Consider the following 23,160-nt stretch of genomic DNA (forward strand, 5'->3'; position numbering starts at 1 on the left):
CCAACGTTGTCATCGAATCTCCGCGCCGCCGCCAGGCGGGCGAAGCGCGCCGGCCGCGGACGCATCGAGCATCACCGCGGCGCGGCCGCTCAGCAGCACGCGCTCGCCGCAGCGAAGCGTGAAGCCGTACAGCACCGTGACGTCGTCGCCGCCGACACGTTCGGCCTCGACGGTCAGCGGCGCGTCGCACGTGTCGAGGCGCTCGACGAACGCGTCGACGCCGCGCACGCTCGCCAGAAAGCCGGCGCGCGGCCGCTCGCGCGGCGCGCCGACGAGCGCGCCGTGCACGGCCATCGCCTGCGCCGCGTATTCGATCCCGCAGACCGACGCGAGCCGGCCGTGCGCGCGCAGCGGGTTGCGCGGATCGCGGTGGCTCGTCGCCGTGCAGCGGATTCGTGCATCGTCCCAGAAGTCCACCGAATCGAGCAGGCACATCGCGCCGTCGTGCGGAATGTGCGCGGCGATCCACGCGCGGTCGCGCATCGTGCCGGCGGTCGTCATCGCGCAGGCTCCGCGAATGCGTCCGGCAGCGCGACGTCGACCTGCACGCGCCGATCCGCCAGATAGTCGAGCACGACGCGCGCGGCGCGCGGCGCGGCGAGCGCGTCGAGCAGCGGCAACGCGCGCGCGGCGGGATTGCCGACGCGCAACGCTTCGAGCGCGGGCGACGCGAGCGTCGTCGCGCTCGCGTCGGTGAGCTGCACGTCGATGCGCGCGAGCGTGGCCGCGCCGGCCTCGGGCGCGAGCACGAGCGCGACGCCGAACGCATCGACGATCGGCCGCACCGCGCGCAGCGGCTCCGGATAGTCGGTGTCGTATGCGATCAGCAGGCACGGCACGCGATCGACCGCGACCTGGCAGACGCTTTCGAGCAGCCCGGCGGCGAAGCTGCCGTCATGCGCGCACAGCACGTTCGACGCGGCCGTCGCGCCCGTCGCGATGCTCCAGTAGCCGGCCGGCGCGTTGTGCACGGAGTTGTGGAAGCGCGTCGGCGACAGCAGCCGGTCGTCGCCCGCGAGCGTCTCGCAGATCGCGTGGCAGTTCTGGCTGTCGCCGCCGGACGCGCTGAACACGGTCGCGAGCGTCGCGGCGTCGCGTCCGCTGGCGGCGACCGCTTCGCGGCCGACCGCGAGCGCGGCCCGCACGACGGGGCCGGTGCGCCGCCGCTCGGCGCTCGGCAGGCCGGCCGGCGGCGGCAGCACGGTGCGCGCGCCCGCATAGGCCGCGCGGCCGGCGAGCACGTCGGCCGCGTGCGGCCAGTCGTTCAATCCCGGCCCGATGAGGCCGATGCTCTCGATGTAGGCGCTGAGTGTCATGTCGGTGGTCAGCGGCGCGCGTAGTCGGCGCGGCCGAGGATCAGGCTGCAGTTCGTGCCGCCGAAGCCGAACGCATTGCTGAGCACGGCGCGCACGCGCGCGTCGCGGCTCGCGAGCACGTAGTCGGCGGCGAGCGCCGGGTCGGGTTGCGTCGTGTTGACGCCGGCCGGCACGAACTGGCCGCGCAGCGCGACGGCGGCGACGATCGCCTCGAGCGCGCCGGCCGCGCCGAGCGTGTGGCCGGTCGCGCCCTTGGTCGAGCTGCACGGCGTCTGCGCGAACAGCGCGCCGATCGCGCGGCCTTCGGCGGCGTCGTTGCTCGGCGTCGCGGTGCCGTGCAGGTTGATGTAGTCGATGTCGGCCGCGCCGAGGCCGGCCGACGCCAGCGCCTGCTCGATCGCGGCGCGCGCGCCGAGCCCGTCCGGATGCGGCGACGACATGTGATGCGCGTCGCTCGACTCGCCGACGCCGAGCAGCAGCACCGCGCCATCGTCGAGCGCGTCGGGCGACGCGGGCACGCGCTCGACGAGCGCGAACGCCGCGGCCTCGCCGATCGAGATCCCGTCGCGTGCGACGTCGAACGGCCGGCACGGCCGGCGCGACAGCAGTTCGAGCGAATTGAAGCCGTACAGCGTCGTGAGGCACAGCGAATCGACGCCGCCGACGACCGCCGCATCGATCAGGCCCGCGGCGAGCATGCGGCGCGCGGAGCCGAACACCTTCGCGCCGGACGAGCACGCGGACGACACCGCCAGCGCCGGGCCGCGCAGCGCGAAGTACGCGCGCACGAACGCGGCGGGCGAATACGGGTTGTGGGTCTGCGCGTAGTGGAAGCCGGCCGGCAGCGCGCCGCTTTGCGGGTCGCGGCGCCGGTAAGCGTGCTCGGTCTCGAGGATGCCGGCCGTGCTGGTGCCGACGAATACGCCGACACGTTCGGCGCCGTAGCGCGACACGGCGGCCGCGACGCGTTCGGCGAAACCGTCCTGCGTCAGGCCGAGCTGCGCGAGGCGGTTGTTGCGGCACTCGAAGTCGCTCAGGTCGGCGCGCAGCGGCTGCGCGTCGACGCCGTCCACCGCGCCGATCCAGGTGTCGAGGTCCGCGCGCTCGAAGTCGCATCGCGTGAGTCCGCCGCGCGCGCCGCGCAGCGCGGCGACGGTCGCGTCGAGCCCGCGCCCGATGCAGCTGGTGGCCGTGAAATGCGAAAGCAGGAGAGGGTTCACGAGGGTCGAATCCGGTTGCCGGTTCGGGCGCCGCGGTGCGCGTTGACGCCGCGCGGCGCGCCGGTAGCCATTCAATTTTATCAAACGGGCGCCGTCGGGCCGGCCGCCGCCGGCAGTTCCGGCGCGAGCGCGGCGCGCAGCGTCGTCCAGCGCAATTGCGCGTCGGCGGCCGCGCGCAGCACGGCCGGCAGCACGTCGAGCACGACCGGCTCGCCGCGCGCGTCGCGCGCCGCATGGCCGTCGTGGACGAGCAGGATGTCGCGCGGCGCGAGCCCGTGCAGCAGGCGGCGCGCGACCACGCCGGCATCCCGCTCGCGCGTGTCGAAGCCGCGCCGCGTCCAGCTCGCGAGCTGCAGGCCGAGTTCGCACAGCACCGGTTCGAGGAACGGGTTGCGCAGGCCCGCGGGCGCGCGGAAGAACAGCGGGCATGTGCCGGTGAGCTCGGTCAGCGTGCGCTGCGCGGCCTCGATCTCGCGCCGCAGCGCGCGCGGGCCCGACAGCGAGAACGTGTGCCGGTGCCGCTGGCTGTGATTCTCGACCGCATGGCCGCGCGCGACGATCGCCTCGATCCAGCGCGGATGGCGGCGCGCGAGGTCGCCGATGCAGAAGAACGTCGCCTGCGCGTCGTAGCGGTCGAGCAGGTCGAGCACGCGCGGCGTGACGTCCGGGTCGGGGCCGTCGTCGATCGTCAGCGCGATCCGGCGGCCGGCGCTGTCCGGCAGGCGCGTCCAGTTCGGGCCGAGCAGCGCGCTTTTCGGCCACAGGCCCGCCGCCGTCAGCGCGAGGTGCGACGCGATCACGCCGCCGGCCGCCCATGGCCAGCTCGCCGGCTGCGCGACGACGGCCATCGCCGCGCCCGCATGCAGCGCGGCCGCGCCCGCGACGAGCGGCGTCGGCGACCAGCGGCGCGCGTCGCCGGGACGCGGTGCGGATGACGGTGCGTTCATGTGCGTTCTCCCTGCAGCGGTGCGGCGGCCTGCGGCGCCAGGATCGCGGCGAACGCGAGCGCGAGCATCGCGCCGGGGCCGACGGTCAGGCCGAAGGTTTCGAGCAGCGGCACGTGTGACAGCGCGAGCAGCCCGAAGCCGGCGACCGTCGCGAGATTGGCGACCAGCAGCGACACGAGCGTGTGGGGCGTGACGGGTTGCGCGTCGCCGCGCTTGCAGAAGAACAGCGCGTAGTTCGAGCCGACCGCGACGATCAGCAGCATTCCGATCAGGTGCAGGATCGTCAGCGGCACGCCGGCGGCCGCGAAGCCCGCGGCCACGACCAGCACCGCCGCGACGAGCGGCGCGAGCGCGCGCACGACGCGCCGCGGCGAGCGCAGGGCGATCAGCAGCAGCACCGCGATCGCCGCGAAGCCCGCGAGCGACAGGCGGATGTCCTCGCGCACGTAGTTCACGTACAGGCGGTCGGCCTCGGCCTTCATGTCGACGAACAGCGCGCCGGGCACGCCGGCGCGCGAGACGGCCGCGCGGATCGGCGCCGCGTCGAGGCTTGGCTCGGCTTGCGTCGCGCGTGCGGCGTCCGGCGCGCGCAGCGGCAGCATCGCGCTCCAGCGGCCCGCGCGCTCGGTCAGCAGCGCATCGACCGCGAGCGCCATCGACGTGCCGCGCAAGTCCGCGCGCGTCAGGCGCGGCGCGTGGCGCGCGGCGTCGACGTCGGCGACGAACGGCGCGAACAGGTCCGGCCTGACCGTGATCGGCTGGTGCGCGACGGCAGCGCGCAGCCGCGCGGCGAGCGTGCCGGCGTCCGGCAGGCTCGCCTGCCGCGCGCGTTGCGCGGCGTCGCTCGGCAGGTAGCGGGCGGGGTTCTCGAAGCCGGCGAGCACGCCGCGGTCGACGAGCGGCTGCAGTTGCGCGGCGACGCGCTCCGCGCCTTCGAGCGCGGCCTGAGCATTGGCCGCCGGAATCACCACCAGATAGCGGACGTCGGGCGCGCCGACGTCGGCGCGCAGGCGCGCGTCGAGCGCCTGCGCGCGCGCGGGCACCGGGCTCAGCGCGGCGAGCTCGCGGCTCCACAGGCCGTCGCGATGCAGCGCGAGCGCCGCGCACGCGGCGAGCACCAGCGCGGCCAGCGGCCAGCGCAGGCGCGGCGCGGCGGCGGCCGCGCGTGCGAGCGCCGCGCCGACGCGCGACACGTCGCGGATCGCGACATGGTCGCCGCGCAGCGGCGGCAGCACGAAGCGCGTGACGAGCGCGGCGGCCGTCAGGCCCGCGATCGAATACAGCCCGAGCTGCACGAGGCCCGGGAAGCCGGAGAACAGCATCGACGCGAAGCCGCAGACGGACGTCAGCACGCCGAGCCGGATCGTCGGCCAGTACGCGGCGAGCCACGCGCGCGTCGCGTCGGCCGGGCGGGTTGCGTCGCGCGGGCCGGCCTGCGCCGACTGCACGAACAGGTAGATCGAGTAGTCGACCGCCTCGCCGATCAGCGTGGTGCCGAAGCCGAGCGTCAGCCCGTGGACCGTGCCGAACGCGACGCTGACCGCCGCGAGCCCGGCCGCGATGCCCGACAGCACCGGCAGCAGCCCGAGCGCGAGCGTGCGCGGCGAGCGGTACAGCGTCAGCAGCAGCGCGACGATCAGCAGCAGGCTCAGCGTCGACAGGCGCTCGACGTCGCGCCGGATCGTGTCGCGCGTGTCGACCGAGAACACGCCGGGCCCGGTCATCGCGAGCGTGCAGGACGCCGCGCCCGGCGTCGCCTGCCGCGCCGCGTCGAACGCGCGGCGCACGGCATCGATCGCGCGCGCCTGCGCATCGGTGTCGGAGCCGGCGGCGGCCGTCTGCACGACGAGCACCGCGCGCGTGCCGTCGCGCGACGCCCACACGCCGTTGCGCGACGCCGGCAGCGCGCCGCTGTCGAGCTGGCCGACGAGCGCGGCGACTTCGCCGGTCGGGTCGCGCGGCAGCAGCGCCTTCGCGAAGAGGCCGGCCGACGAGCCCAGCAGGTCGAGGCTGTCGCCGAGCGCCTGGTGCAGGCCCTCGGCGGTGAAGCGCTGCGGCGTCACGGCCGGGCTCAGCAGGTAGCGATGCTCGACGATGAACTGCTGGTCGCGCGCGTCGTTGACCGGCTCGCCGTTGTTGACCGCCGCGAACTGCGGATCGTCGCGCAGCGCCGCGGCCATGCGCCGCGACAGCACCGCGCGCGCGGCGGCGGTGTCGCCGTCGATCGCGACGAGGATCAGTCGCGACACGAGTCCGTCGCGCAGCTGGTCGACGAGCACGCGCTGCCCGGCGCTCGGCGAGCGCGGCAGGAACGCTGACAGGTCCGCCGTGAAGCTCGCGCGGCTGATCGCGAACCCGCAGGCGAGCAGGCCCAGCAGCCACGCGAGCACCGCGCGCTGCCGCAGCACGCGCAGGCCGCGGGCGACGGGCGAAGGCCGGGTGCGGTCGTCCATCAGTTCGCCGGAACGGGTTGCAGCAGCATCAGCGAATGGTCGCCGTCGGCCTGCCGGATCGCGACGCTGCGCAATACGTCGCGCGTGCCGTCGAGCGTGATCGTGCTGACGACCTTCAGCATCCGCGCGTCGAGCGGCGTGAGCGTCAGCGTCCAGTCGTCGCCGCGCCCGGACAGCGCGACCTTGTACACCCGCTCGAGCGCGAAGCGGTTGCCGGAGAGCGTCGCGCGAATGCTGTCGATGAACGCGCCGAGCTCCGGATAGCGGTCGAGCGCGAGCGTGTATTTGCGGTTGTTGCGCTCGACGGTCAGCATGCCGCCGTCGACGACGAGGTGTTCGGGCTTCGGGCTCAGCGTGTGCTTCTCGAGATGATCGGGCGCGACGAACACGAGTTCGCCTGACGACTCGACCGGCTGCGCGGCGATCGACAGGTTTTTCGTCTCGGTGAACGTCGCGCGGCCGGACTTGTGCTGCGCGAGCGTCGACATCAGCCGGTCGAGGCTCCACGGCGCGCCGGCGTCCGCCGCGCGCGCGGGCGCGGCCAGCGCGACGGCGGCAGCGAGCGCGGCTGCGGCGACGGTGAACGGAAAACGGCGGAAGGCGGCCATGCGTCAGGAATCCCTGGTGGCGGGCAGGCCGGCGGCGCGCACCGGCGCGTCGTCGCGACGCGCGGCGGGGGCGTTGCCGTCCTGCCAGAAGTCGAAGAAGTTGAACCAGTTGTACGGCGCGGCGCGGCAGTATTTGTCGAGCAGTGCGACGTAGCGCGCGAGCGCCGCGTCGACGGCGGCCGCGCGCGCGTCGCGGCGCACGCCGGAGAAATCGGCGAGCGGCTCGAAGTGGACGTCGTAGCGGTTGCCGTCGCGATAGAGGCCGGTCATGAAGATCACCGGACGCCCGAGCATCGCGGCCATGTACAGCGGCCCGAGCGGGAACGCGGCCGGCGCGCCGAGCAGGTCGAGCCGCCGGGTCGACGCGGCGGCGTCGTCGCGCAGCGTGCGGTCGGCGAGCATGCCGACCATGCAGTTCGCGTCGAGGCGCTCGCGCACCTTCAGCATCGAATCGACCTGCCCGAGGGGAATCACGTCCGGCTTCGCGGCGGGGTTCACGGCGGCGAGCGTCGCGTTGATCTTGCGCGCGTTTTCTTCGTACATCGTGACGGCGACGCGCAGGCCCGGCTGGGTGCGGCCGAGCGCGCGCACGACCTCGAAGCTGCCGAGGTGCGCGCCGATCAGGAACGCGCCGCGTCCGCCCGCGAGCACGGCGCGCACGTGCGCCTCGCCGTGCAGGCGCACGTCGAACAGGTCGAAGCGCTCGTTCATCAGGTACACGCGGTCGTGGATCGTCGACGCGAACGTGAACACGTGCCGGTACACGTCGCGCCAGCGCACCGGTCGGCCGAGCGCGCGGCGCAGGTAGCCGCGCGACGCCGCGCACGCGCTCGGCGAGAACAGCACGAACCAGGCCGCGACCAGATGCAGCACGACGCGCGCGGCGCGCCGCCCGAAGCGCAGCGAGATCCACGTCATCGCGCGCAGCAGCGGCGTATTGCTGCGCTCCCGGCGCCGGGCCCATGCGGTGCGCTTCATGCTGGCGTCGCCTCCCGCGCGGCCGGCGGCGCGGACAGCACGCCGGTCGCGACGTCGCGGCGTCCGGCGCGCACGGTGAAGCGGATCGCGCCGCTCGCCGTCGCGTCGAACGCGAGGTCGAGCGGCTCGCCGGGCGCGGCCGGGCTCAGGAATTTCGCGGAGCCGAGCCGCCACGTGTGCAGCGGGCGGTTCAGCGCCGCGCCGATCGCGGTGATCGCGTGATCGAGCAGCACGACGCCCGGCACGATCGGGTGACCGGGGAAGTGGCCGGGCAGCGCCGGATGGTCGGCGGGGATCGTGAAGGCGAGCGCGTTCGCCGCGTCGGCGTCGCGGCCGGGCGTGGACGGCACGGCGGCGCGCGTATGCCGGGCGACCAGCGCCGCGAGCACGTCGCGCGGCAGCTTGCCGGTGTCGTTGCGCGGCAGCGCATCGACGAACACGAGCGGGCGCGGCATGAACGCGGGATCGATCCGCTCGCGCAGCGCGCGTTGCAGGTCGGCGGCCGCCAGCGTCGGCGCGACGACGAGCGCGACGAGGCGCGTGACGGGTTCGACGCCTGCGGCGCGGCCGGCGCGCGTCGCATCGTCGGGCATGACGAACACGCCGTCGACGACGCCGGGGATCGCGTTGAGCTGATGATTCAGGTATGCGAGCGACGTGCGCTTGCCGGCGATGTTGACGAGGTCGGCCTTGCGGCCGTGCAGCAGGAAGCGGCCTTCGCCGAGCAGTTCGATCGCGTCGCCCATCGGCACGGGCGCGTCGACGTGCGCGCCGGAAACCCACATGGTCGGCTCGCCGTCGTCGTCCGCGCTGTCGCGCGCATCGACGCGGATGCCCGGAAACAGTTGCCAGGCCGCATCCCGCGCGGTGCGGCGCGTCGCGATCTGGCCGGTCTCGGTGCTGCCGTAGATCTCGACGAGCGGCGCGTCGAGCGCGGCCTCGGCTTCGCGCGCGAGCGATGCCGCGAGCGGCGCGGTCGCCGACAGCACGAGCGCGGCGCGCGGCAGCGCGTGCGCGGACGCCAGCAGCGCGCGCAGGTGGATCGGCGACGCGACGAGCACGCGCGGCTGCGGCACCGCGTCGAGCGCCGCGCGGATGTCGAGCGGGTAGAACGGCACGCGGTTGCTGAACGCGAGTCCGCCGACCAGCGCGAGCAGCACCGTCGCTTCGAAGCCGTACATGTGCTGCGCGGGCACGGTGCCGACCAGCGTGTACGGGCGGCCGTCGAGCAGCCCGAGGCGCTCGGCCGATGCGCGCAGGCAGCCGACCAGGCTGCCCCAGGTCTTGCGGTGCGGCACCGGCGCGCCGGTCGAGCCGGACGTGAACACATAGGCCATGAGCCGCGACGCGTCGATCTGCGGGACGACGAACGGCGCATCGCCCGAGTCGGCCACACCGTCCGCCGGCGCGGCGTCGGGATACGCGAAGCGCGGCAGGTCGATCGCGCAGCCGGGCGCATCGTGCAGGCAGAACGCATCGGGCGCGAACGACGCGAGTTGGCGGACCGTTTCCGGCGTCTGCGTGGACGGCAGCAGGCTGACCTTGCCGGCGACGAGCGCCGCGCACAGGCCGACGGCGAAGCGGTAGCGATCGCGGCACACGTTGAACACGTGACCGCCCGCGGGCAACGCGGCGGCCACGCGCGCGACGTCGGCCAGGAACGTGCGCACGGTCACGCGCGTATCGTCGCGCCAAGCGACCGTCTGCTCCGGGGACGAATGAAAAACCAGCGGATAAGTCGGCATAAATCAGCGGAAAAGAAAGCGCGGCCGCCACGCGGCGCCGGCCGTGAATTCAGCGTGCATGGCTTGCGCGGGCCCCGGTTGCCTGCCGGTACGCGCGCACCGCGTCGAGCATGCGCGAGCGCGGCTCGTGCGGCAGCGCGAAGCGCCGGCACGCATGCTCGGCGGCGAACATCACGGCGACGAGCGGTAGCGACAGGTAGTTCGCGAACGTCGACCACGCGACGATCGGCGCGGTCGCGAACAGCAGCGTCGACACGGCGGCGATCGCGACGAAGAACAGCGTCCACGCGATCGTGATCTGCCGCGTGTAGCGCGCGACGGCCGGCGTGAGCGCGCCGTGGACCATCGCCGCGAAGCGCGTGCAGAGCGGCGTCTGCCCGGCCGCCAGGGTGCGGCCGAACAGCAGCGCCATCGCGAGGTTGAAGCTCGCGTGCTCCAGATACAGGCCCCAGCCGAAATGCCGCGCGAGCGGTTCGCGCGCGGCCCACAGCGCCGCGGCGGCGAGCGCCCATGCCGGCACGAGCCACGCGCGCCGCGGCGAGCGCAGCGCCGCGCCGAGCGCGAGCAGCAGCGGCGGCACGAGCGCCATCGTGAGTCCGAAGCCGTGCGCGCCCGGCGTCGCGGCCGCGTAATGCGCGCCGGCCTGGTAGGCGACCACCGCGCCGACGGCGAGCGCGCCGCGCGCGATGCGCTCCGGCGTGCTCATTGCGCGGCTCCGGGCGCATGGCGCGCGCCGCCGGCCTGTGTGACGCGAGCGGCACGAGCGGCGGCAGTGCGGTAGCGGATGGCGGGAGGCGCGAAAGCGCGGCGAACGGGCGGGCGCGGCATGGCTGGATGCATCGGTGGACGTCGGGGGCGCGACGCGGTCGTCGGGCCATTAATCATCATATGAATGGCGGCCGGAGCCGAAGCCCGGCCACCTCTCGTGGCATGCACATTTTAGGGTGCCTGCCGCGCATCTTTCGGGCATGCGCGTGGGGCTTTTGTAACCGAATGTATGGCGCCGCGCGCAGCCCGCCGCGCGGCCGATCCATTTCCATCCAAAGCGGCTCAAGCATCCCGTGGGTTCGCGTCCCGAAATGCGGGCGGCGCGCGTCCGCACGTCTGTAACCCTTTCACCGTATACGCCCCGATACCCGTCGACTAGAATCCGCGTAACTTTTACCAAACGATCCCCAAAAACACGGGCGGGGTGGACGGCGGACGCCGGAGGTATGGACGGACGCACGCGGCGACGCGTGCGCGAGACGGCCGATTCGGTGCGCTCCCGCTGCCGTGCGCTGCCCGTTTGCAAGCATGATGAACGCACTGGAACAAGAGCTCGCCGCGCTGATCATCGGCGAACTGAATCTCGAAGACGTGTCGCTCGACGCAGTGACCGCCGACACGCCGCTGTATGGGGAAGGATTCGGGCTCGACTCCATCGACATCCTGGAAATCGCGCTGCTGATCTCGAAGAAGTACGGCTTCGAGCTGCGCTCGGACAATCCGGATAACGAAAGGATCTTCGCGACGCTTGGCGCACTCGCCGCCTACGTCGCCGCGCATCGCGCGAAATGACGGCGCGCGCCGCCTCGGCGCGAAATCGGTGACAACGGCACGCGGCCCGGTGCGGAGCATGCGCTTCGCGGCCGCCGCGTCGATCGGAGTGGAACGCACATGGAAGGAGACGGTCGATGCGCGCGCTCGTGACGGGCGGCAGCGGCGCGCTCGGGCAGGCGATCTGCGAAGCGCTGGCGCTGGCCGGCCACGAAGTCTGGGTGCACGCGAACCGCCATCTCGCGCAGGCGGAAGCGGTCGCGCAGCGGATCGTCGCGGCCGGCGGCGCCGCGCATCCGATCGCGTTCGACGTGACCGACGCCGATGCGGTCGACGCCGCGCTCGCGCGGCTCGCCGACGACGCGCCGGTGCAGATCCTCGTCAACAACGCGGGCATCCACGCCGACGCGCCGATGGCCGGCATGTCGCGGCAGCAATGGCGCAGCGTGATCGACGTGACGCTCAACGGCTTCTTCAACGTCACGCAGCCGCTGCTGCTGCCGATGATCCGCACGCGCTGGGGGCGGATCGTCAACATCGCGTCGGTCGCGGGCGTGACCGGCAATCGCGGGCAGGTCAACTACGCGGCCGCGAAGGCCGGGCTGATCGGCGCGACCCGATCGCTGTCGCTCGAGCTCGCGTCGCGCGGCATCACCGTGAACGCGGTCGCGCCCGGCATCATCGCGTCGCCGATGGCCGACCAAGCGTTTCCCGCCGAGCGCATCAGGCAGCTCGTGCCCGCGCAGCGCGCGGGCCGGCCCGACGAAGTCGCGGGCATGGTTGCGTATCTCGTGTCCGATGCGGCCGCCTACGTGACGGGGCAGGTGCTGTCGGTCAACGGTGGTCTCGCATGACGATGCCCGACGTGGAAACCCGATGCCGCGGGTCGTCGGCAGGTCATAAAATTCCGTCAGGATCCCCGTCTTCGACCTTGGCCGTGCCCATGTCCTCGCCGCGCGCTTCGTCCACCCATCTCGTGCTGATTCCGAGCTACAACCCGGGCATCCGGGTCGATGCGACCGTGCGCAGCGCCCGCGCGCTGTGGAATCCGGTGTGGGTCGTCGTGGACGGCAGCACCGACGGCAGCGCCGAGCGCCTGCAGGCGCTGGCCGAGCGCGACCCGGGGCTGCACGTGATCGTGCTGCCGGAGAACCGCGGCAAGGGCGCGGCGGTGCTCGCCGGGCTCGACGCGGCCGCCGCGCGCGGCTTCACGCACGTGCTGACGATGGACTCCGACGGCCAGCATCCGGCCCACCTGATTCCCGCGTTCATGGCCGCGTCGCAGGCCGCGCCCGACGCGATGGTGCTCGGGATGCCGAAGTTCGACGCCGACGCGCCGCCATTGCGCGTGCAGGGGCGGCGGCTGTCGAACGTGTGGGCCGACGTCGAGACGCTGTGGGCCGGCATCGGCGATTCGCTGTACGGCTTTCGCGTGTATCCGGTCGCGCCGCTCGCGGCGATCATGCACCGGCAGATGTGGATGCGCGGCTTCGATTTCGATCCCGAAGCCGCGGTGCGGCTGTGCTGGGCCGGCGTGCGCCCGATCCGCATCGACGCGCCCGTGCGCTATTTCCGCGAGAACGAGGGCGGCGTGTCGCACTTCCATTACGGGCGCGACAACGTGCTGCTCACGTGGATGCACCTGCGGCTGATCGCGGGCTTCGTGCTGCGGCTGCCGCTGCTGGTCGCGCGCCGGCTCGTGCGGCGTCTGCAACCGCACCGCGGTTGATCCAGATCGTCCTTCGTCCCCGATCCCGCTGCCTAGAATCCAGTTACGCGCGACGCGGCGCCGCCCGCCGGCGCAGTCGCAACATCGTGGGCGGAACCGCTCGCGCGCAGGCAATCCCGACACGGTCCAATCGTAAGGGGAATCGTCATGGCGACTTACGTGGTTCTCGCAAACTTCACCGATCAGGGCATCCGCACGATCAAGAGCACGCGGCAGCGTGCGGGGCAGGTCGCGGAAATGGCCCGGACGTTCGGCTGCAACATGAAGGAGGTGTACTGGACGCTCGGCGCATTCGACATCGTCACGATCGTCGACGCGCCGGACGAGCAGAGCCTCACCGCATTCGGCTTCGCGCTCGGCTCGGCGGGCAACGTCCGCACGCAGACGCTGCGCGCGTTCACGAGCACCGAGGTCGGTGAAATCATCGCGAAGATGTAGTGCCGACGCGGCCATCGTGCGCGCATGCCGGTCGAGCCGATCGGGGCACGCGGCAGTCGGCTTCACGTCGTGCGCGCTTTCTTTTTGCCTCCTCCGTCACGCAATGTGACGCCTGCGATGCCGCACCGCGTCACGCGTTGCGTGCGTACAGTTCCGACTTGCTTTCACCCGATAACTGACTAAGGTTGAAGGACGGTCAAAGGGCCGGAAGGGGGCGCAGCCCGCATGCGTGCGATGTGCGTATCCCCGCAACGGCGGCGCGTTTTCCGCCGGCGACGCGATCCGTCGCCGAGCCGGACGCGCGCGCCTCGGCGGCATCACTTCACCGAGCCGCGCCGCATCGACGCACGCCTGGCTTCGCACCCGCACGGAGGCGAGTCATGAGCACGGTCGCGCGCTTTCATGTCGACTACACGCAGTATCTGGGGCCCGACGGCGAGCCGGTGCAGCCGTTGCCCGAGTTCGCGCAGGACCCCGCGGCGCTGCTGCCGCTCTATCGCGCGATGGTGCTGACGCGCGCGTTCGATGCGAAGGCCGTCGCGCTGCAGCGCACCGGCAAGCTCGGCACGTTCGCGTCGTCGGTCGGGCAGGAGGCGATCGGCGTCGGCGTCGCGAGCGCGATGCAGACCGACGACGTGCTGTTCCCGTCGTATCGCGACCATGCGGCGCAATTGCTGCGCGGCGTCACGATGGCGGAAAGCCTGCTGTACTGGGGCGGCGACGAGCGCGGCAGCGATTTCGGCGCGGCGCGCCACGATTTCCCGAACTGCGTGCCGATCGGCACCCAGGTGTGCCATGCGGCGGGCGCGGCCTATGCGTTCATGCTGCGCCGCGAGCCGCGCGTCGCGGTGACGATCTTCGGCGACGGCGGCACGTCGAAGGGCGACTTCTACGAAGCGATGAACATGGCCGGCGCATGGCAGGCGCCGCTCGTGCTCGTCATCAACGACAACCAGTGGGCGATCTCGGTGCCGCGCACCCGCCAGACCGCCGCGCAGACGCTCGCGCAGAAGGCGATCGCGGCCGGCATCGAGGGCCGGCAGGTCGACGGCAACGACGTGATCGCGGTGCGGCAGGTCGTGTCGGAGGCGCTCGACAAGGCGCGCCGCGGCGGCGGCCCGACGCTCGTCGAGGCGCTCAGCTACCGGCTCGGCGATCACACGACCGCCGACGACGCGACGCGCTACCGCGACGCCGACACCGTCGCGAAGCAATGGGAGCACGAGCCGCTGATCCGGCTGCGCACGTACCTGACGCGGATGAACGCATGGGACAAGGCGCGGGACACCGAGCTCGGCAAGGCCTGCTACGCGCAGGTCGACGCGGCCGTGCAGGAATACCTGGCGGTCGCGCCGCCCGACACGTCCGCGATGTTCGACCATCTGTACGCGACGCTGCCGCGCGCGCTGCGCGAACAGCTCGACACGGCGCTCGCGTTCGCGCCGGCCGCGGGGAACCATCATGGCTGACCTGAACCTGGTGGAAGCGGTCAATCGCGCGCTTGCGTACGAACTCGCGAACGATCCGGCGGTGGTGCTGCTCGGCGAGGACATCGGCGTGAACGGCGGCGTGTTCCGTGCGACCGCCGACCTGCAGTCGCGCTTCGGCGCCGAGCGCGTGATCGACACGCCGCTCGCGGAATCGGGAATCGCGGGCGCTGCGATCGGCATGGCGGCGATGGGGCTGCGGCCCGTCGCCGAGATCCAGTTCACCGGGTTCATCTACCCGGCCATCGATCACATCCTCAATCACGCGGCGCGGCTGCGGCATCGCACGCGCGGCCGGCTGTCGTGCCCGCTCGTGCTCCGCTCGCCGTGCGGCGGCGGCATCCACGCGCCCGAGCATCACTCCGAAAGCCCCGAGGCGCTGTTCGCGCATATCCCCGGGCTGCGCGTCGTGATGCCGTCGTCACCGGCACGCGCATACGGGCTGCTGCTCGCCGCGATCCGCGATCCGGACCCGGTGATCTTCCTCGAGCCGACGCGCCTGTACCGGCTGTTCCGGCAGCCGGTCGAGGACGACGGCGAGGCGCTGCCGCTCGACACCTGCTTCACGCTGCGCGACGGCGCCGACGTCACGCTGGTGAGCTGGGGCGCGGCACTGCAGGAAGTGCAGGCGGCCGCCGACCGGCTCGCGCAGGACGGCGTGATGGCCGAGGTGATCGACGTCGCGACGCTCAAGCCGCTCGACGTCGACACGATCCTCGCGTCGGTCGCGAAGACGGGCCGCTGCGTGATCGTCCACGAGGCGCCGCGCACCGCGGGGCTCGGCGCGGAGATCGCCGCGGTCATCGCCGAGCGCGGGCTGTATTCGCTGCTCGCGCCGGTGCAGCGCGTGACGGGCTACGACGTCGTCGTGCCGCTGTTCCGGCTCGAAGGCCAATATCTGCCGAGCGTCGAGCGGATCGTCGACGCCGCGCGCAAGACGCTGGAGGCGTCCTGATCATGAAGATCTTCAAGCTGCCGGACCTCGGCGAAGGGCTGCAGGAAGCGGAAATCGTCGAATGGCGCGTGAAGGCGGGCGACACGGTCGCGACCGACCAGCCGCTGCTGTCGGTCGAGACCGCGAAGGCGATCGTCGACATCCCGTCCCCGCAGGCGGGCCGCATCGCGAAGCTGTTCGGGCGGGCGGGCGACCTCGTGCATCTCGGCGCGCCGCTCGTCGCGTTCGAAGGCGCGGGCGACGACGCGGATGCCGGCACCGTGGTCGGCAAGGTCGAGGTGGGCGCGCAGGTCGTGCACGACGCGCCGGCGGCGCTCGGCGGCGGGATCGGTGGTGCGATCGGCGGCGCGGGCGCGCTCAAGGCGATGCCCGCGGTGCGCGCGCTCGCGCGCAAGCTCGACGTCGATCTCGCGATGGTCACGCCGTCGGGCGCGGACGGCGTGATCACCGCGGCGGACGTGCAGCGGGTCGCGAAGGTGCTCGCCGAGGTCGGGCCGGCGGAAGTGCTGCGCGGCGTGCGGCGCGCGATGGCGCAGAACATGGCGCGCGCACAGAGCGAGGTGGCCGCGGCGACGGTGATCGACGACGCCGACATCCACGCATGGGCGCCGCGCACCGACGTGACGATCCGGCTGATCCGCGCGCTGGTCGCGGGCTGCCGCGCCGAGCCGGGGCTCAACGCGTGGTACGAGGGGCATACCGGGCGGCGGCACGTGCTCGCGAAGATCGACGTCGGCATCGCGGTCGACCTGCCCGACGGCCTGTTCGTGCCGGTGCTGCGCGACGTCGCGCAGCGCGACGCGGCCGACCTGCGGGCCGGCCTCGACCGGATGCGCGACGACATCCGCGCGCGCAGGATTCCGCCGGAGGAGCTGCGCGGCAATACGATCACGCTGTCGAACTTCGGGATGATCGCCGGCAAGTACGCGGCGCCCGTCGTGGTGCCGCCGACGGTCGCGATCCTCGGCGCGGGCCGCATCCACGACGCCGTGGTGGCGATCGGCGGCGCGGCCGCCGTGCACCGGCTCCTGCCGCTCAGCCTGACGTTCGACCATCGGGTCGTCACGGGCGGCGAGGCGGCGCGCTTTCTCGCGGCGGCGATCGCCGACCTGCAGGCGGCGGATTAGATCCGCGCGCGCGGCGCAACCTTTTTCAACATTTTTGCAGCGCAATAGCGGCCGCTACGCGCCGATTGCTTCGTTTCGTACGAGTAATCGACCTGTCACGTGATGTAAACAACTGGTAATTTTCTGCCGTTTTATGCAAAATCGCCGCTTCGAAATACAACCACCGGGGGTACACATGCAGTTGAAGAAAGCGGTTGCAGCTTGTGGCGTGGCGTTCCTGCTGAGCGCGTGCGGCGGCATGCAGGGTCTCGACGCGAACGGCCTCGCGTCGGCCGGCTCGAACATGCTCAAGGCGGCGACGCTGTCGGACGCCGACATCGCCGCGCTGTCGAACGACTCGTGCAAGTCGAGCGACGCCCAGTCGAAGATCGCCGCGCCGGGCAGCGCGTACGCGAAGCGCCTGACGAAGGTGATGGCGGGCTTCGGCGACATGACGCTGAACGGCCAGAAGATCAACTACAAGGTCTACATGACCAAGGACGTCAACGCGTGGGCGATGGGCAACGGCTGCGTGCGCGTGTATAGCGGCCTGATGGACATGATGAACGACGACGAGCTGCGCGGCGTGATCGGCCACGAAATGGGCCACGTCGCGCTCGGCCACTCGAAGAAGGCGATGCAGACCGCCTACGCGGTGAGCGCGGCGCGCAGCGCGGCCGGCGCGGCGTCGCCGGGCGTGGCGGCGCTGACCAACTCGCAGCTCGGCGACATCACCGAGAAGTTCATCAACGCGCAGTTCTCGCAATCGCAGGAAAGCGCGGCCGACGACTACTCGTTCGACCTGCTCAAGCAGAAGGGCATGAACCAGAAGGGTCTGGTCACGTCGTTCCAGAAGCTCGCGAAGCTGGACGGCGGCAAGAGCTCGATGATGGATTCGCACCCGTCGTCGGCGAGCCGCGCGCAGCACATCCAGGATCGCATCACGAAGGGCAGCTGATCGAAGCGCCGGCAAGGCCGGCGCTTCAGTCTGCAGACGAACCCCGCGTTCTCCGGAGCGCGGGGTTTTGTTTTTTCAGGTTACGGCACCATGCCCGGCAGCACGTACGCCTGCACGAGCGTGATCAGCCCGACGATCACCGCGAACAGCAGGCTGTGCCGGACCGTGAAGCGGAACAGCTCCGCTTCCTTGCCGACGAGGCCCGTCGCCGCGCACGCGACCGCGATCGACTGCGGCGAGATCATCTTCGCGGTCACGCCGCCCGTCGTGTTCGCGGCGACGGCGAGCGTGTCCGGCAGGCCGAGCTGGTGCGCGGTTGCCTGCTGCAGCGAGCAGAAGAGGGCATTCGACGACGTGTCCGAGCCGGTCAGGAACACGCCGAGCCAGCCGAGGAACGGCGAAAAGAACGGGAACGCGGCGCCGGTGCCGGCGAGCAGCAGCGCGAGCGTCGACGACATCCCCGAATAGTTCGCGACGAATGCGAACGCGAGCACGAAGCCGATCGACAGCATCGGGCGCGCGAGCTCCTTCAGCGTCTCGCCGAACGTGACGAGCGCGTCGCGCGGCTTCATCCGCAACAGCACGATCGAGATCAGCGCGGTCACGAGGATCGCGCTGCCGACGGCCGACACGAGGTCGATCTTCAGCACCGCGTCGAGCGCCTTCGGCGTCGCGACGATCGGCGCGGTCTTGACGACGAGCTGGTCGAGCGCCGGCACCTTGAACTTCAGCACGGTCGCGGCGAGCGCGCCGTGCGGGGCGAACAGCGCCTTGAACGGCGTGAGGCTCCACACGGTGACGACGCCCGTCAGGATCAGGAACGGCGACCATGCGCGCAGCGTCTGCGCGAACGTGTACGGCGACGGCTCGCGGCTCGTCGACGAACCGAAGCCGCCGAAGCCGCCGAGCGCCGCTGCGCCGCCGCCCGACGCGACCACGCCGCCGGCCGTCTGACGGGCGCTGCTCGGCTGCCACACCTTCAGGAACGCGGCGAGCGCGACGAGGCTGACGAGCGACGACGTGATGTCCGGCAGCTCGGGCCCGAGGTGATTCGACGTGAAGTACTGCGTGATCGCGAAGCTGCCGCCGGCGACGAGCGCGGCCGGCCACGTCTGGCGCACGCCGCGCAGCCCGTCCATCATGAACACGAGCCAGAACGGCACCGCGAGCGACAGCAGCGGCAGCTGGCGGCCGGCCATCGCGCCGATGTGGAACGCGTCGATGCCGGTGACCTGCCCCGCGACGATGATCGGGATGCCCATCGCGCCGAACGCGACCGGCGCGGTGTTCGCGATCAGGCACAGCCCGGCCGCGTGCAGCGGGCGGAAGCCGAGGCCGACGAGCAGCGCGGCGGTGATCGCGACCGGCGCGCCGAAGCCGGCCGCGCCTTCTAGGAACGCGCCGAACGAGAAGCCGATCAGCAGCATCTGCAGCCGCTGGTCGTCGGTGATCGACAGCACCGACGCGCGGATGACGTCGAACTGGCCGGTCTTGACGACGATCCTGTACAGGAACACCGCGGCGACGATGATCCACGCGATCGGCCAGAGGCCGTACGCGAAGCCGAAGCCGGCTGCCGCGAGCGCCTGCGGCGCCGGCATCCGGTACGCGAGGATCGCGACGCCGAGCGACAGCAGCAGCGTGATCGCGGCCGCGACGTGCCCCTTCAGCCGCAAGCCGGCGAGCGCGACGAAAAAGAAGATGATCGGGATCGCGGCGACGAACGCCGACAGCCCGAGGCTGCCGAGCGGGGTATAGATCTGTTGCCAGGCCTGCATGGTTGTCTCCTCCATATGTCTCTATAGGTCTATCGGTACGGCTCAAAAAGCGGGGCTATTCGGGCTGGCCGCGCGCGCGCAGCAGGTCGGACAGGCTGCGCGGCGCCGGTTCGAGCGGCGTGCGGTGCTGCGTCCAGCCCATCTGCTGCGCGGGCGCGAGCGTGCGCAGGCGCGTCGCCGCCCAGCGGAACGCGCGGTACGCGCGCGGATGCGCGAACGCGCCGGACCAGAAGCGCCACACGAGGTCTTCCGCGCGGCTGTAGTTCGCGCCCTGGCCGCGCAGCGGATGCGCGACCGGCTCGTCGGGCTTGCGGTTCGCCTCGGTGCGCAGCCGCACCAGCAGCTGCGGGATCGGAATCCGCACCGGGCACACCTCGCCGCACGCGCCGCACAGCGTCGACGCGGTCGGCAGGTCGGCGGTCGCGTCGAGGCCGAGCAGGTGCGGCGAGATGATCTTGCCGATCGGCCCCGGATAGGTCGTGCCGTACGCATGGCCGCCGATCCGCGTATAGACGGGGCAGTGGTTCATGCACGCGCCGCAGCGGATGCATTGCAGCGTCGCGCGCAGCTGTTCGTCCGCGTACGCCTGCGTGCGGCCGTTGTCGAGCAGCACGAGGTGCAGCTCGCGCGGGCCGTCGCGTTCGCCGTCGCGGCGCGCGCCGGTGATCAGGTTGAAGTAGGTCGTGATCGCCTGGCCGGTCGCCGAGCGCGTGAGCAGGCTCGACAGCGGCACGATGTGCTCGAGCTTCGCGACGACCTTCTCGATCCCCATGATCGCGATGTGCGTGTCGGGCACCGTGGTCGACAGGCGGCCGTTGCCCTCGTTCTCGACGAGCCACAGCGTGCCCGTGTCGGCCGCCGCGAAGTTCACGCCCGACAGGCCGACGTCCGCATCGACGAACGCCTGGCGCAGCGCGCGGCGGCCGGTCTGGATCAGCTCGTCGACGTCTTCCGTGTAATGCGCGTCCGGAATGTGCGCCTCGAACAGTTCGGCGATGTCGCCGCGCGTCTTGTGGATCGCGGGCATCACGATGTGCGACGGCTTCTCGCCGGCGAGCTGGACGATGTACTCGCCCATGTCGGATTCGATGCAGTCGACGCCGCGCTCGGCGAGGTAATGGTTCAGCTCGATTTCCTCGCTCGCCATCGACTTGCCCTTGATCACGCGGCGCGCCTGTTTCGCCTGCACGATGCCGAGCACGATCGCGTTCGCTTCGTCGGCCGTCTCGGCCCAGTGCACGCGCACGCCGGCCTCGGTGAGCTTCGCCTCGAGCCGTTCGAGCAGCGCCGGCAGCTGCGCGAGCGCATGCTGCCGGATCGCTTCGCCGAGATCGCGCAGCTGCTGCAGCTCGGCGTCGTCGGGGAATTGCGTCGCACGTTTGCCCTGCAGGAAATCCATCGCGCCGCGAAAGCTGCGGCGCAGCTTCGGATCGTCGAGCGCCTGGCGCGCGCGGGCCTTGAAGTCGCCCGGGGCGACGAACTGCATCGGGTGGTCGCTCATCGCGCAGCTCCTTGGCGCTCACGCGGGTTCGCGGCGCCGGCCGGCTCGGTGACGATCACGACCCACAGGCGGCGTGGGCCGTGCGCGCCGTACGCGAGCGTCTGCTGGATGTCGGAGGTCTTCGACGGTCCCGACACCAGCACGAGATTGGTCGGCATGCCCGCCTGCCAGCGTTCGGCATGCACGGCCGCATGGAGGTCCGCGTGCAGCGTGCGCGCATGGACGAGCGCGACGTGCAGCGGCGGCACCAGCGACACGGTGCGCGGCGTGCCGGCGTCGGGCGCGAGCACGAGCGTGCCGGTCGCCGCGATGCCCGAGCGCGCGACCGTGAAGCCCGCGTCGATCGTGTCGAACAGCTCGGCTTTCCATGCGTCGATCGGCCGGTCGAACGGCACGGCCGCGACGGTGTCGGGCAGCGCGCGGGCCAGCGCCGCCGATTCGGCGCGGGCCGGGTCGAGCAGCAGGCGGCGCACGCCGGCCGCGGCGAGGCGCGCGGCGAGCTGCGCGGGCCACGCGGCCGCGTTCGCGCACCAGACGTCGGCGTGCGACGCGGCGAGCGCGGCCTGCAGCGCTTGCGCGAGCGCGTGCGGATCGGCCGGGGCGGCGGCGCGCCGGCCCGCGTAGTGGCGGTCGATGCGGGCGTCGAGGCGGGTAGCGTCAGCGGCGGCGGATGTAGCGGCGGGCGCTGCCGTGCGCAGCCGCGCGAGGATGGCTTCGCGCGCGCTCACCGATCGTCTCCGCGCAGCGACGCCGCGCCGGCGGTGCGGCGCCACAGGAAGCTCGCGAGGTGCTCGACCGGCAGCGGCGCGCCGGCCTTCGCCGCCGCGTGGCCGATGTTCAGCAGGCAGCCGCAGTCGGCGGACACGAGCCGGTCGCAGCCGGTTGCGCACGCCGCCGCGACCTTGTCGCGCACCATCGCGCCGGAGATGTCGGGATGCTTCAGCGAGAACGTGCCGCCGAAGCCGCAGCATTCGGATTCGCGTTCGTGTTCGATGCGGGTCACGCCGGGCAGCGCGTCGACGAGCGCGACGCCATGCGCACGCGTGCCCATTTCGCGCCGCGCCGCGCACGACGTATGCAGGACCACGCGCTCGTCCGGCGCAGCGGCAGGGGCGAGCGCGTCGAGCCGCACGCCGAGCACATGAACGATGAATTCGGCGAGTTCGTACACGCGTTCGGCGATCGCGCGGGCCTTCGCGCCGTTCACGGGGTCGTCGGCGAACAGCGCCGGCCAATGGTGCCGCATCATGCCCGCGCACGAGCCGGACGGGACGATCACGGGCCACGGCTCGGCGAACAGGTCGAGCTGCGCGGCGGCGACGCGGCGCGCGTCGTCGGGATTGCCGCTGCTGTACGCGGGCTGCCCGCAGCAGCTCTGGCCCCGCGGATAGTGGACGGTCAGGCCTTCGCGCTCCAGCAGCCGCACCGCGTCGAGCCCCGCGTCGGGGACGAACAGGTCGACCAGGCAGGTCGCGAACAGATAGACGTCCGCGGGCGCGGCCGGGGGGTAGTGCCTTTCGTTCATGTCTCGCTCCATGGGACGGCGGCCCGGCACGCGGGCCGGCTTTCGCTGCATAATTCCCGCGACGGCGCGTTGGTTCAAATTGGTTGGGCCAGTCGCATCGCCCAGCATTCTGGAGACCCGACGATGGCAGCAGGCATGGCGGCCCGTGGCCGGACCGAAGTGGTGATGCGCAAGATCGAGACGGCATTGCTCGACGGCACGTGGCCGGCCGGCGCCCGGCTGCCGGCGGAGCGGGTGCTCGCGGAGCAGTACGGCGTCGCGCGCAACACGATCCGCGAGGCGATCCAGCGGCTCGTCGCGCGCGGTCTGCTGCAGAGCCGGCGCGGCGCGGGCGTGTACGTGACGGACCAGCTGCGCGCCGGCATCGCGTCGCCGTGGGGGCAGCTCGTCGCCGACCATCCGGCGCTGCGCGACGACATCCTCGAGTTCCGCCGCGTGCTCGAGGGCGCGACCGCGTATTTCGCCGCGCTGCGCGCCGACGCGGGCGACCGCCGCCGGATCCGCGCGCTGATGCGCGAGCTCGAAGCCGCGCACGCGAACGACGACCGCGCGGTCGAGGCCGCGACCGACTCGAAGCTGCACGAGGCGATCGCGCTCGCGTCGCACAACACGATGTTCCTGCACCTGCATACGAGCGTGATCGGCATGCTGCGCGAGCACATCACGGTCAACGCGACCGGGATGAGCGAGCAGGACGCGGGCGCGGCGGAGCAGCTGCTGCGACAGCACCGGGTCGTCTGCGACGCGATCTGCGCGCAGCGGCCCGAGGAGGCGCGCACCGCGATGCAGACGCACATCGACTACGTGCGCAGTCACTTCGAGCGGCGCGGCGACGCGCTCTGAGATTGGTTGGACCACGTCGCCCGGTGGCGCACAC

Annotated in this window: 22 protein-coding genes; 9 read left to right on the forward strand and 13 right to left on the reverse strand. The window is 72.2% G+C overall.

The window, feature by feature from the left end:
- Positions 1-9: 9 nt before the first annotated feature.
- The 9 genes from HWX31_RS13170 to HWX31_RS13210 all read right to left on the reverse strand — a co-directional run bounded on the left by HWX31_RS13170 (position 10) and on the right by HWX31_RS13210 (position 9,973).
- Positions 10-501 (reverse strand): hotdog family protein, encoded by a 492-nt coding sequence (locus HWX31_RS13170; protein WP_059615374.1) that lies wholly within the window; start codon positions 499-501, stop codon positions 10-12.
- Positions 498-1,316: a beta-ketoacyl synthase chain length factor gene (locus tag HWX31_RS13175; RefSeq protein ID WP_045567175.1), complete on the reverse strand. Its 819-nt coding sequence runs from the start codon at positions 1,314-1,316 to the stop codon at positions 498-500. The genes HWX31_RS13170 and HWX31_RS13175 overlap by 4 nt, the downstream gene beginning before the upstream one ends.
- Positions 1,317-1,324: 8 nt before the next feature.
- Positions 1,325-2,536, reverse strand: coding sequence for a beta-ketoacyl-[acyl-carrier-protein] synthase family protein (locus HWX31_RS13180; RefSeq protein WP_175933926.1), 1,212 nt, complete (start codon positions 2,534-2,536; stop codon positions 1,325-1,327).
- A gap of 80 nt (positions 2,537-2,616) precedes the next feature.
- A complete protein-coding gene (locus HWX31_RS13185; protein ID WP_175933927.1) occupies positions 2,617-3,483 on the reverse strand; it encodes a polysaccharide deacetylase family protein in 867 nt (288 codons plus the stop codon).
- Positions 3,480-5,936, reverse strand: coding sequence for an MMPL family transporter (locus tag HWX31_RS13190; protein WP_175933928.1), 2,457 nt, complete (start codon positions 5,934-5,936; stop codon positions 3,480-3,482). The genes HWX31_RS13185 and HWX31_RS13190 overlap by 4 nt, the downstream gene beginning before the upstream one ends.
- A complete protein-coding gene (locus HWX31_RS13195; protein ID WP_059612179.1) occupies positions 5,936-6,544 on the reverse strand; it encodes a LolA-related protein in 609 nt (202 codons plus the stop codon). The genes HWX31_RS13190 and HWX31_RS13195 overlap by 1 nt, the downstream gene beginning before the upstream one ends.
- A 3-nt stretch (positions 6,545-6,547) precedes the next feature.
- Positions 6,548-7,522 (reverse strand): LpxL/LpxP family acyltransferase, encoded by a 975-nt coding sequence (locus tag HWX31_RS13200; protein WP_174966178.1) that lies wholly within the window; start codon positions 7,520-7,522, stop codon positions 6,548-6,550.
- Positions 7,519-9,267 carry an AMP-binding protein gene (locus HWX31_RS13205; protein WP_174966179.1) on the reverse strand — a complete coding sequence of 583 codons (1,749 nt, stop codon included), beginning with the start codon at positions 9,265-9,267 and terminating at the stop codon, positions 7,519-7,521. The genes HWX31_RS13200 and HWX31_RS13205 overlap by 4 nt, the downstream gene beginning before the upstream one ends.
- Before the next feature lie 49 nt (positions 9,268-9,316).
- Positions 9,317-9,973 (reverse strand): COG4648 family protein, encoded by a 657-nt coding sequence (locus tag HWX31_RS13210; RefSeq protein ID WP_175933929.1) that lies wholly within the window; start codon positions 9,971-9,973, stop codon positions 9,317-9,319.
- 569 nt (positions 9,974-10,542) lie between these two features.
- On the opposite strand from HWX31_RS13210, the gene HWX31_RS13215 reads away from it, so the two are divergent.
- The 8 genes from HWX31_RS13215 to loiP all read left to right on the forward strand — a co-directional run bounded on the left by HWX31_RS13215 (position 10,543) and on the right by loiP (position 17,479).
- Positions 10,543-10,827 carry a phosphopantetheine-binding protein gene (locus HWX31_RS13215; RefSeq protein ID WP_174966065.1) on the forward strand — a complete coding sequence of 95 codons (285 nt, stop codon included), beginning with the start codon at positions 10,543-10,545 and terminating at the stop codon, positions 10,825-10,827.
- Between the two features lie 116 nt (positions 10,828-10,943).
- Complete coding sequence (fabG, locus tag HWX31_RS13220) at positions 10,944-11,660, forward strand: 3-oxoacyl-ACP reductase FabG (protein WP_174966066.1); 717 nt, start codon at positions 10,944-10,946, stop codon at positions 11,658-11,660.
- 89 nt (positions 11,661-11,749) lie between these two features.
- Positions 11,750-12,535 (forward strand): glycosyltransferase family 2 protein, encoded by a 786-nt coding sequence (locus HWX31_RS13225; RefSeq protein WP_059659076.1) that lies wholly within the window; start codon positions 11,750-11,752, stop codon positions 12,533-12,535.
- A 147-nt stretch (positions 12,536-12,682) separates the two neighbouring features.
- Positions 12,683-12,973 (forward strand): GYD domain-containing protein, encoded by a 291-nt coding sequence (locus HWX31_RS13230; protein ID WP_059636448.1) that lies wholly within the window; start codon positions 12,683-12,685, stop codon positions 12,971-12,973.
- Positions 12,974-13,353: 380 nt separating this feature from the next.
- Positions 13,354-14,442 (forward strand): pyruvate dehydrogenase (acetyl-transferring) E1 component subunit alpha, encoded by a 1,089-nt coding sequence (gene pdhA / locus HWX31_RS13235; protein WP_174966067.1) that lies wholly within the window; start codon positions 13,354-13,356, stop codon positions 14,440-14,442.
- Positions 14,435-15,415, forward strand: coding sequence for an alpha-ketoacid dehydrogenase subunit beta (locus tag HWX31_RS13240; RefSeq protein WP_059615387.1), 981 nt, complete (start codon positions 14,435-14,437; stop codon positions 15,413-15,415). The genes pdhA and HWX31_RS13240 overlap by 8 nt, the downstream gene beginning before the upstream one ends.
- A gap of 2 nt (positions 15,416-15,417) precedes the next feature.
- Positions 15,418-16,542, forward strand: a complete 1,125-nt coding sequence (locus HWX31_RS13245) for a dihydrolipoamide acetyltransferase family protein (RefSeq protein WP_174966068.1) — start codon at positions 15,418-15,420, stop codon at positions 16,540-16,542.
- Between the two features lie 175 nt (positions 16,543-16,717).
- On the forward strand, positions 16,718-17,479 hold the full coding sequence (loiP, locus tag HWX31_RS13250) for a metalloprotease LoiP (protein ID WP_059612160.1): 762 nt from the start codon (positions 16,718-16,720) through the stop codon (positions 17,477-17,479).
- Positions 17,480-17,559: 80 nt separating this feature from the next.
- Here loiP and HWX31_RS13255 read toward each other — a convergent pair whose 3' ends face one another.
- From HWX31_RS13255 to HWX31_RS13270, 4 genes are read right to left on the reverse strand one after another with little or no spacing between them, the layout of a single operon-like run.
- Positions 17,560-19,257 (reverse strand): lactate permease LctP family transporter, encoded by a 1,698-nt coding sequence (locus HWX31_RS13255; RefSeq protein WP_174966069.1) that lies wholly within the window; start codon positions 19,255-19,257, stop codon positions 17,560-17,562.
- Between the two features lie 55 nt (positions 19,258-19,312).
- On the reverse strand, positions 19,313-20,758 hold the full coding sequence (locus HWX31_RS13260) for a LutB/LldF family L-lactate oxidation iron-sulfur protein (protein ID WP_174966070.1): 1,446 nt from the start codon (positions 20,756-20,758) through the stop codon (positions 19,313-19,315).
- Positions 20,755-21,486: a LutC/YkgG family protein gene (locus HWX31_RS13265; protein WP_175933930.1), complete on the reverse strand. Its 732-nt coding sequence runs from the start codon at positions 21,484-21,486 to the stop codon at positions 20,755-20,757. Before HWX31_RS13265 ends, HWX31_RS13260 begins: the two co-directional genes overlap by 4 nt.
- Positions 21,483-22,283 carry a (Fe-S)-binding protein gene (locus tag HWX31_RS13270; protein WP_059612153.1) on the reverse strand — a complete coding sequence of 267 codons (801 nt, stop codon included), beginning with the start codon at positions 22,281-22,283 and terminating at the stop codon, positions 21,483-21,485. Before HWX31_RS13270 ends, HWX31_RS13265 begins: the two co-directional genes overlap by 4 nt.
- A gap of 123 nt (positions 22,284-22,406) precedes the next feature.
- On the opposite strand from HWX31_RS13270, the gene HWX31_RS13275 reads away from it, so the two are divergent.
- Entirely contained in the window at positions 22,407-23,126 is a 720-nt protein-coding gene (locus tag HWX31_RS13275) for a FadR/GntR family transcriptional regulator (protein ID WP_174964616.1), read from the forward strand.
- The last annotated feature ends 34 nt before the right edge of the window (positions 23,127-23,160 follow it).

It is taken from the genome of Burkholderia ubonensis, assembly GCF_902833085.1.
GTDB lineage: Bacteria > Pseudomonadota > Gammaproteobacteria > Burkholderiales > Burkholderiaceae > Burkholderia > Burkholderia ubonensis.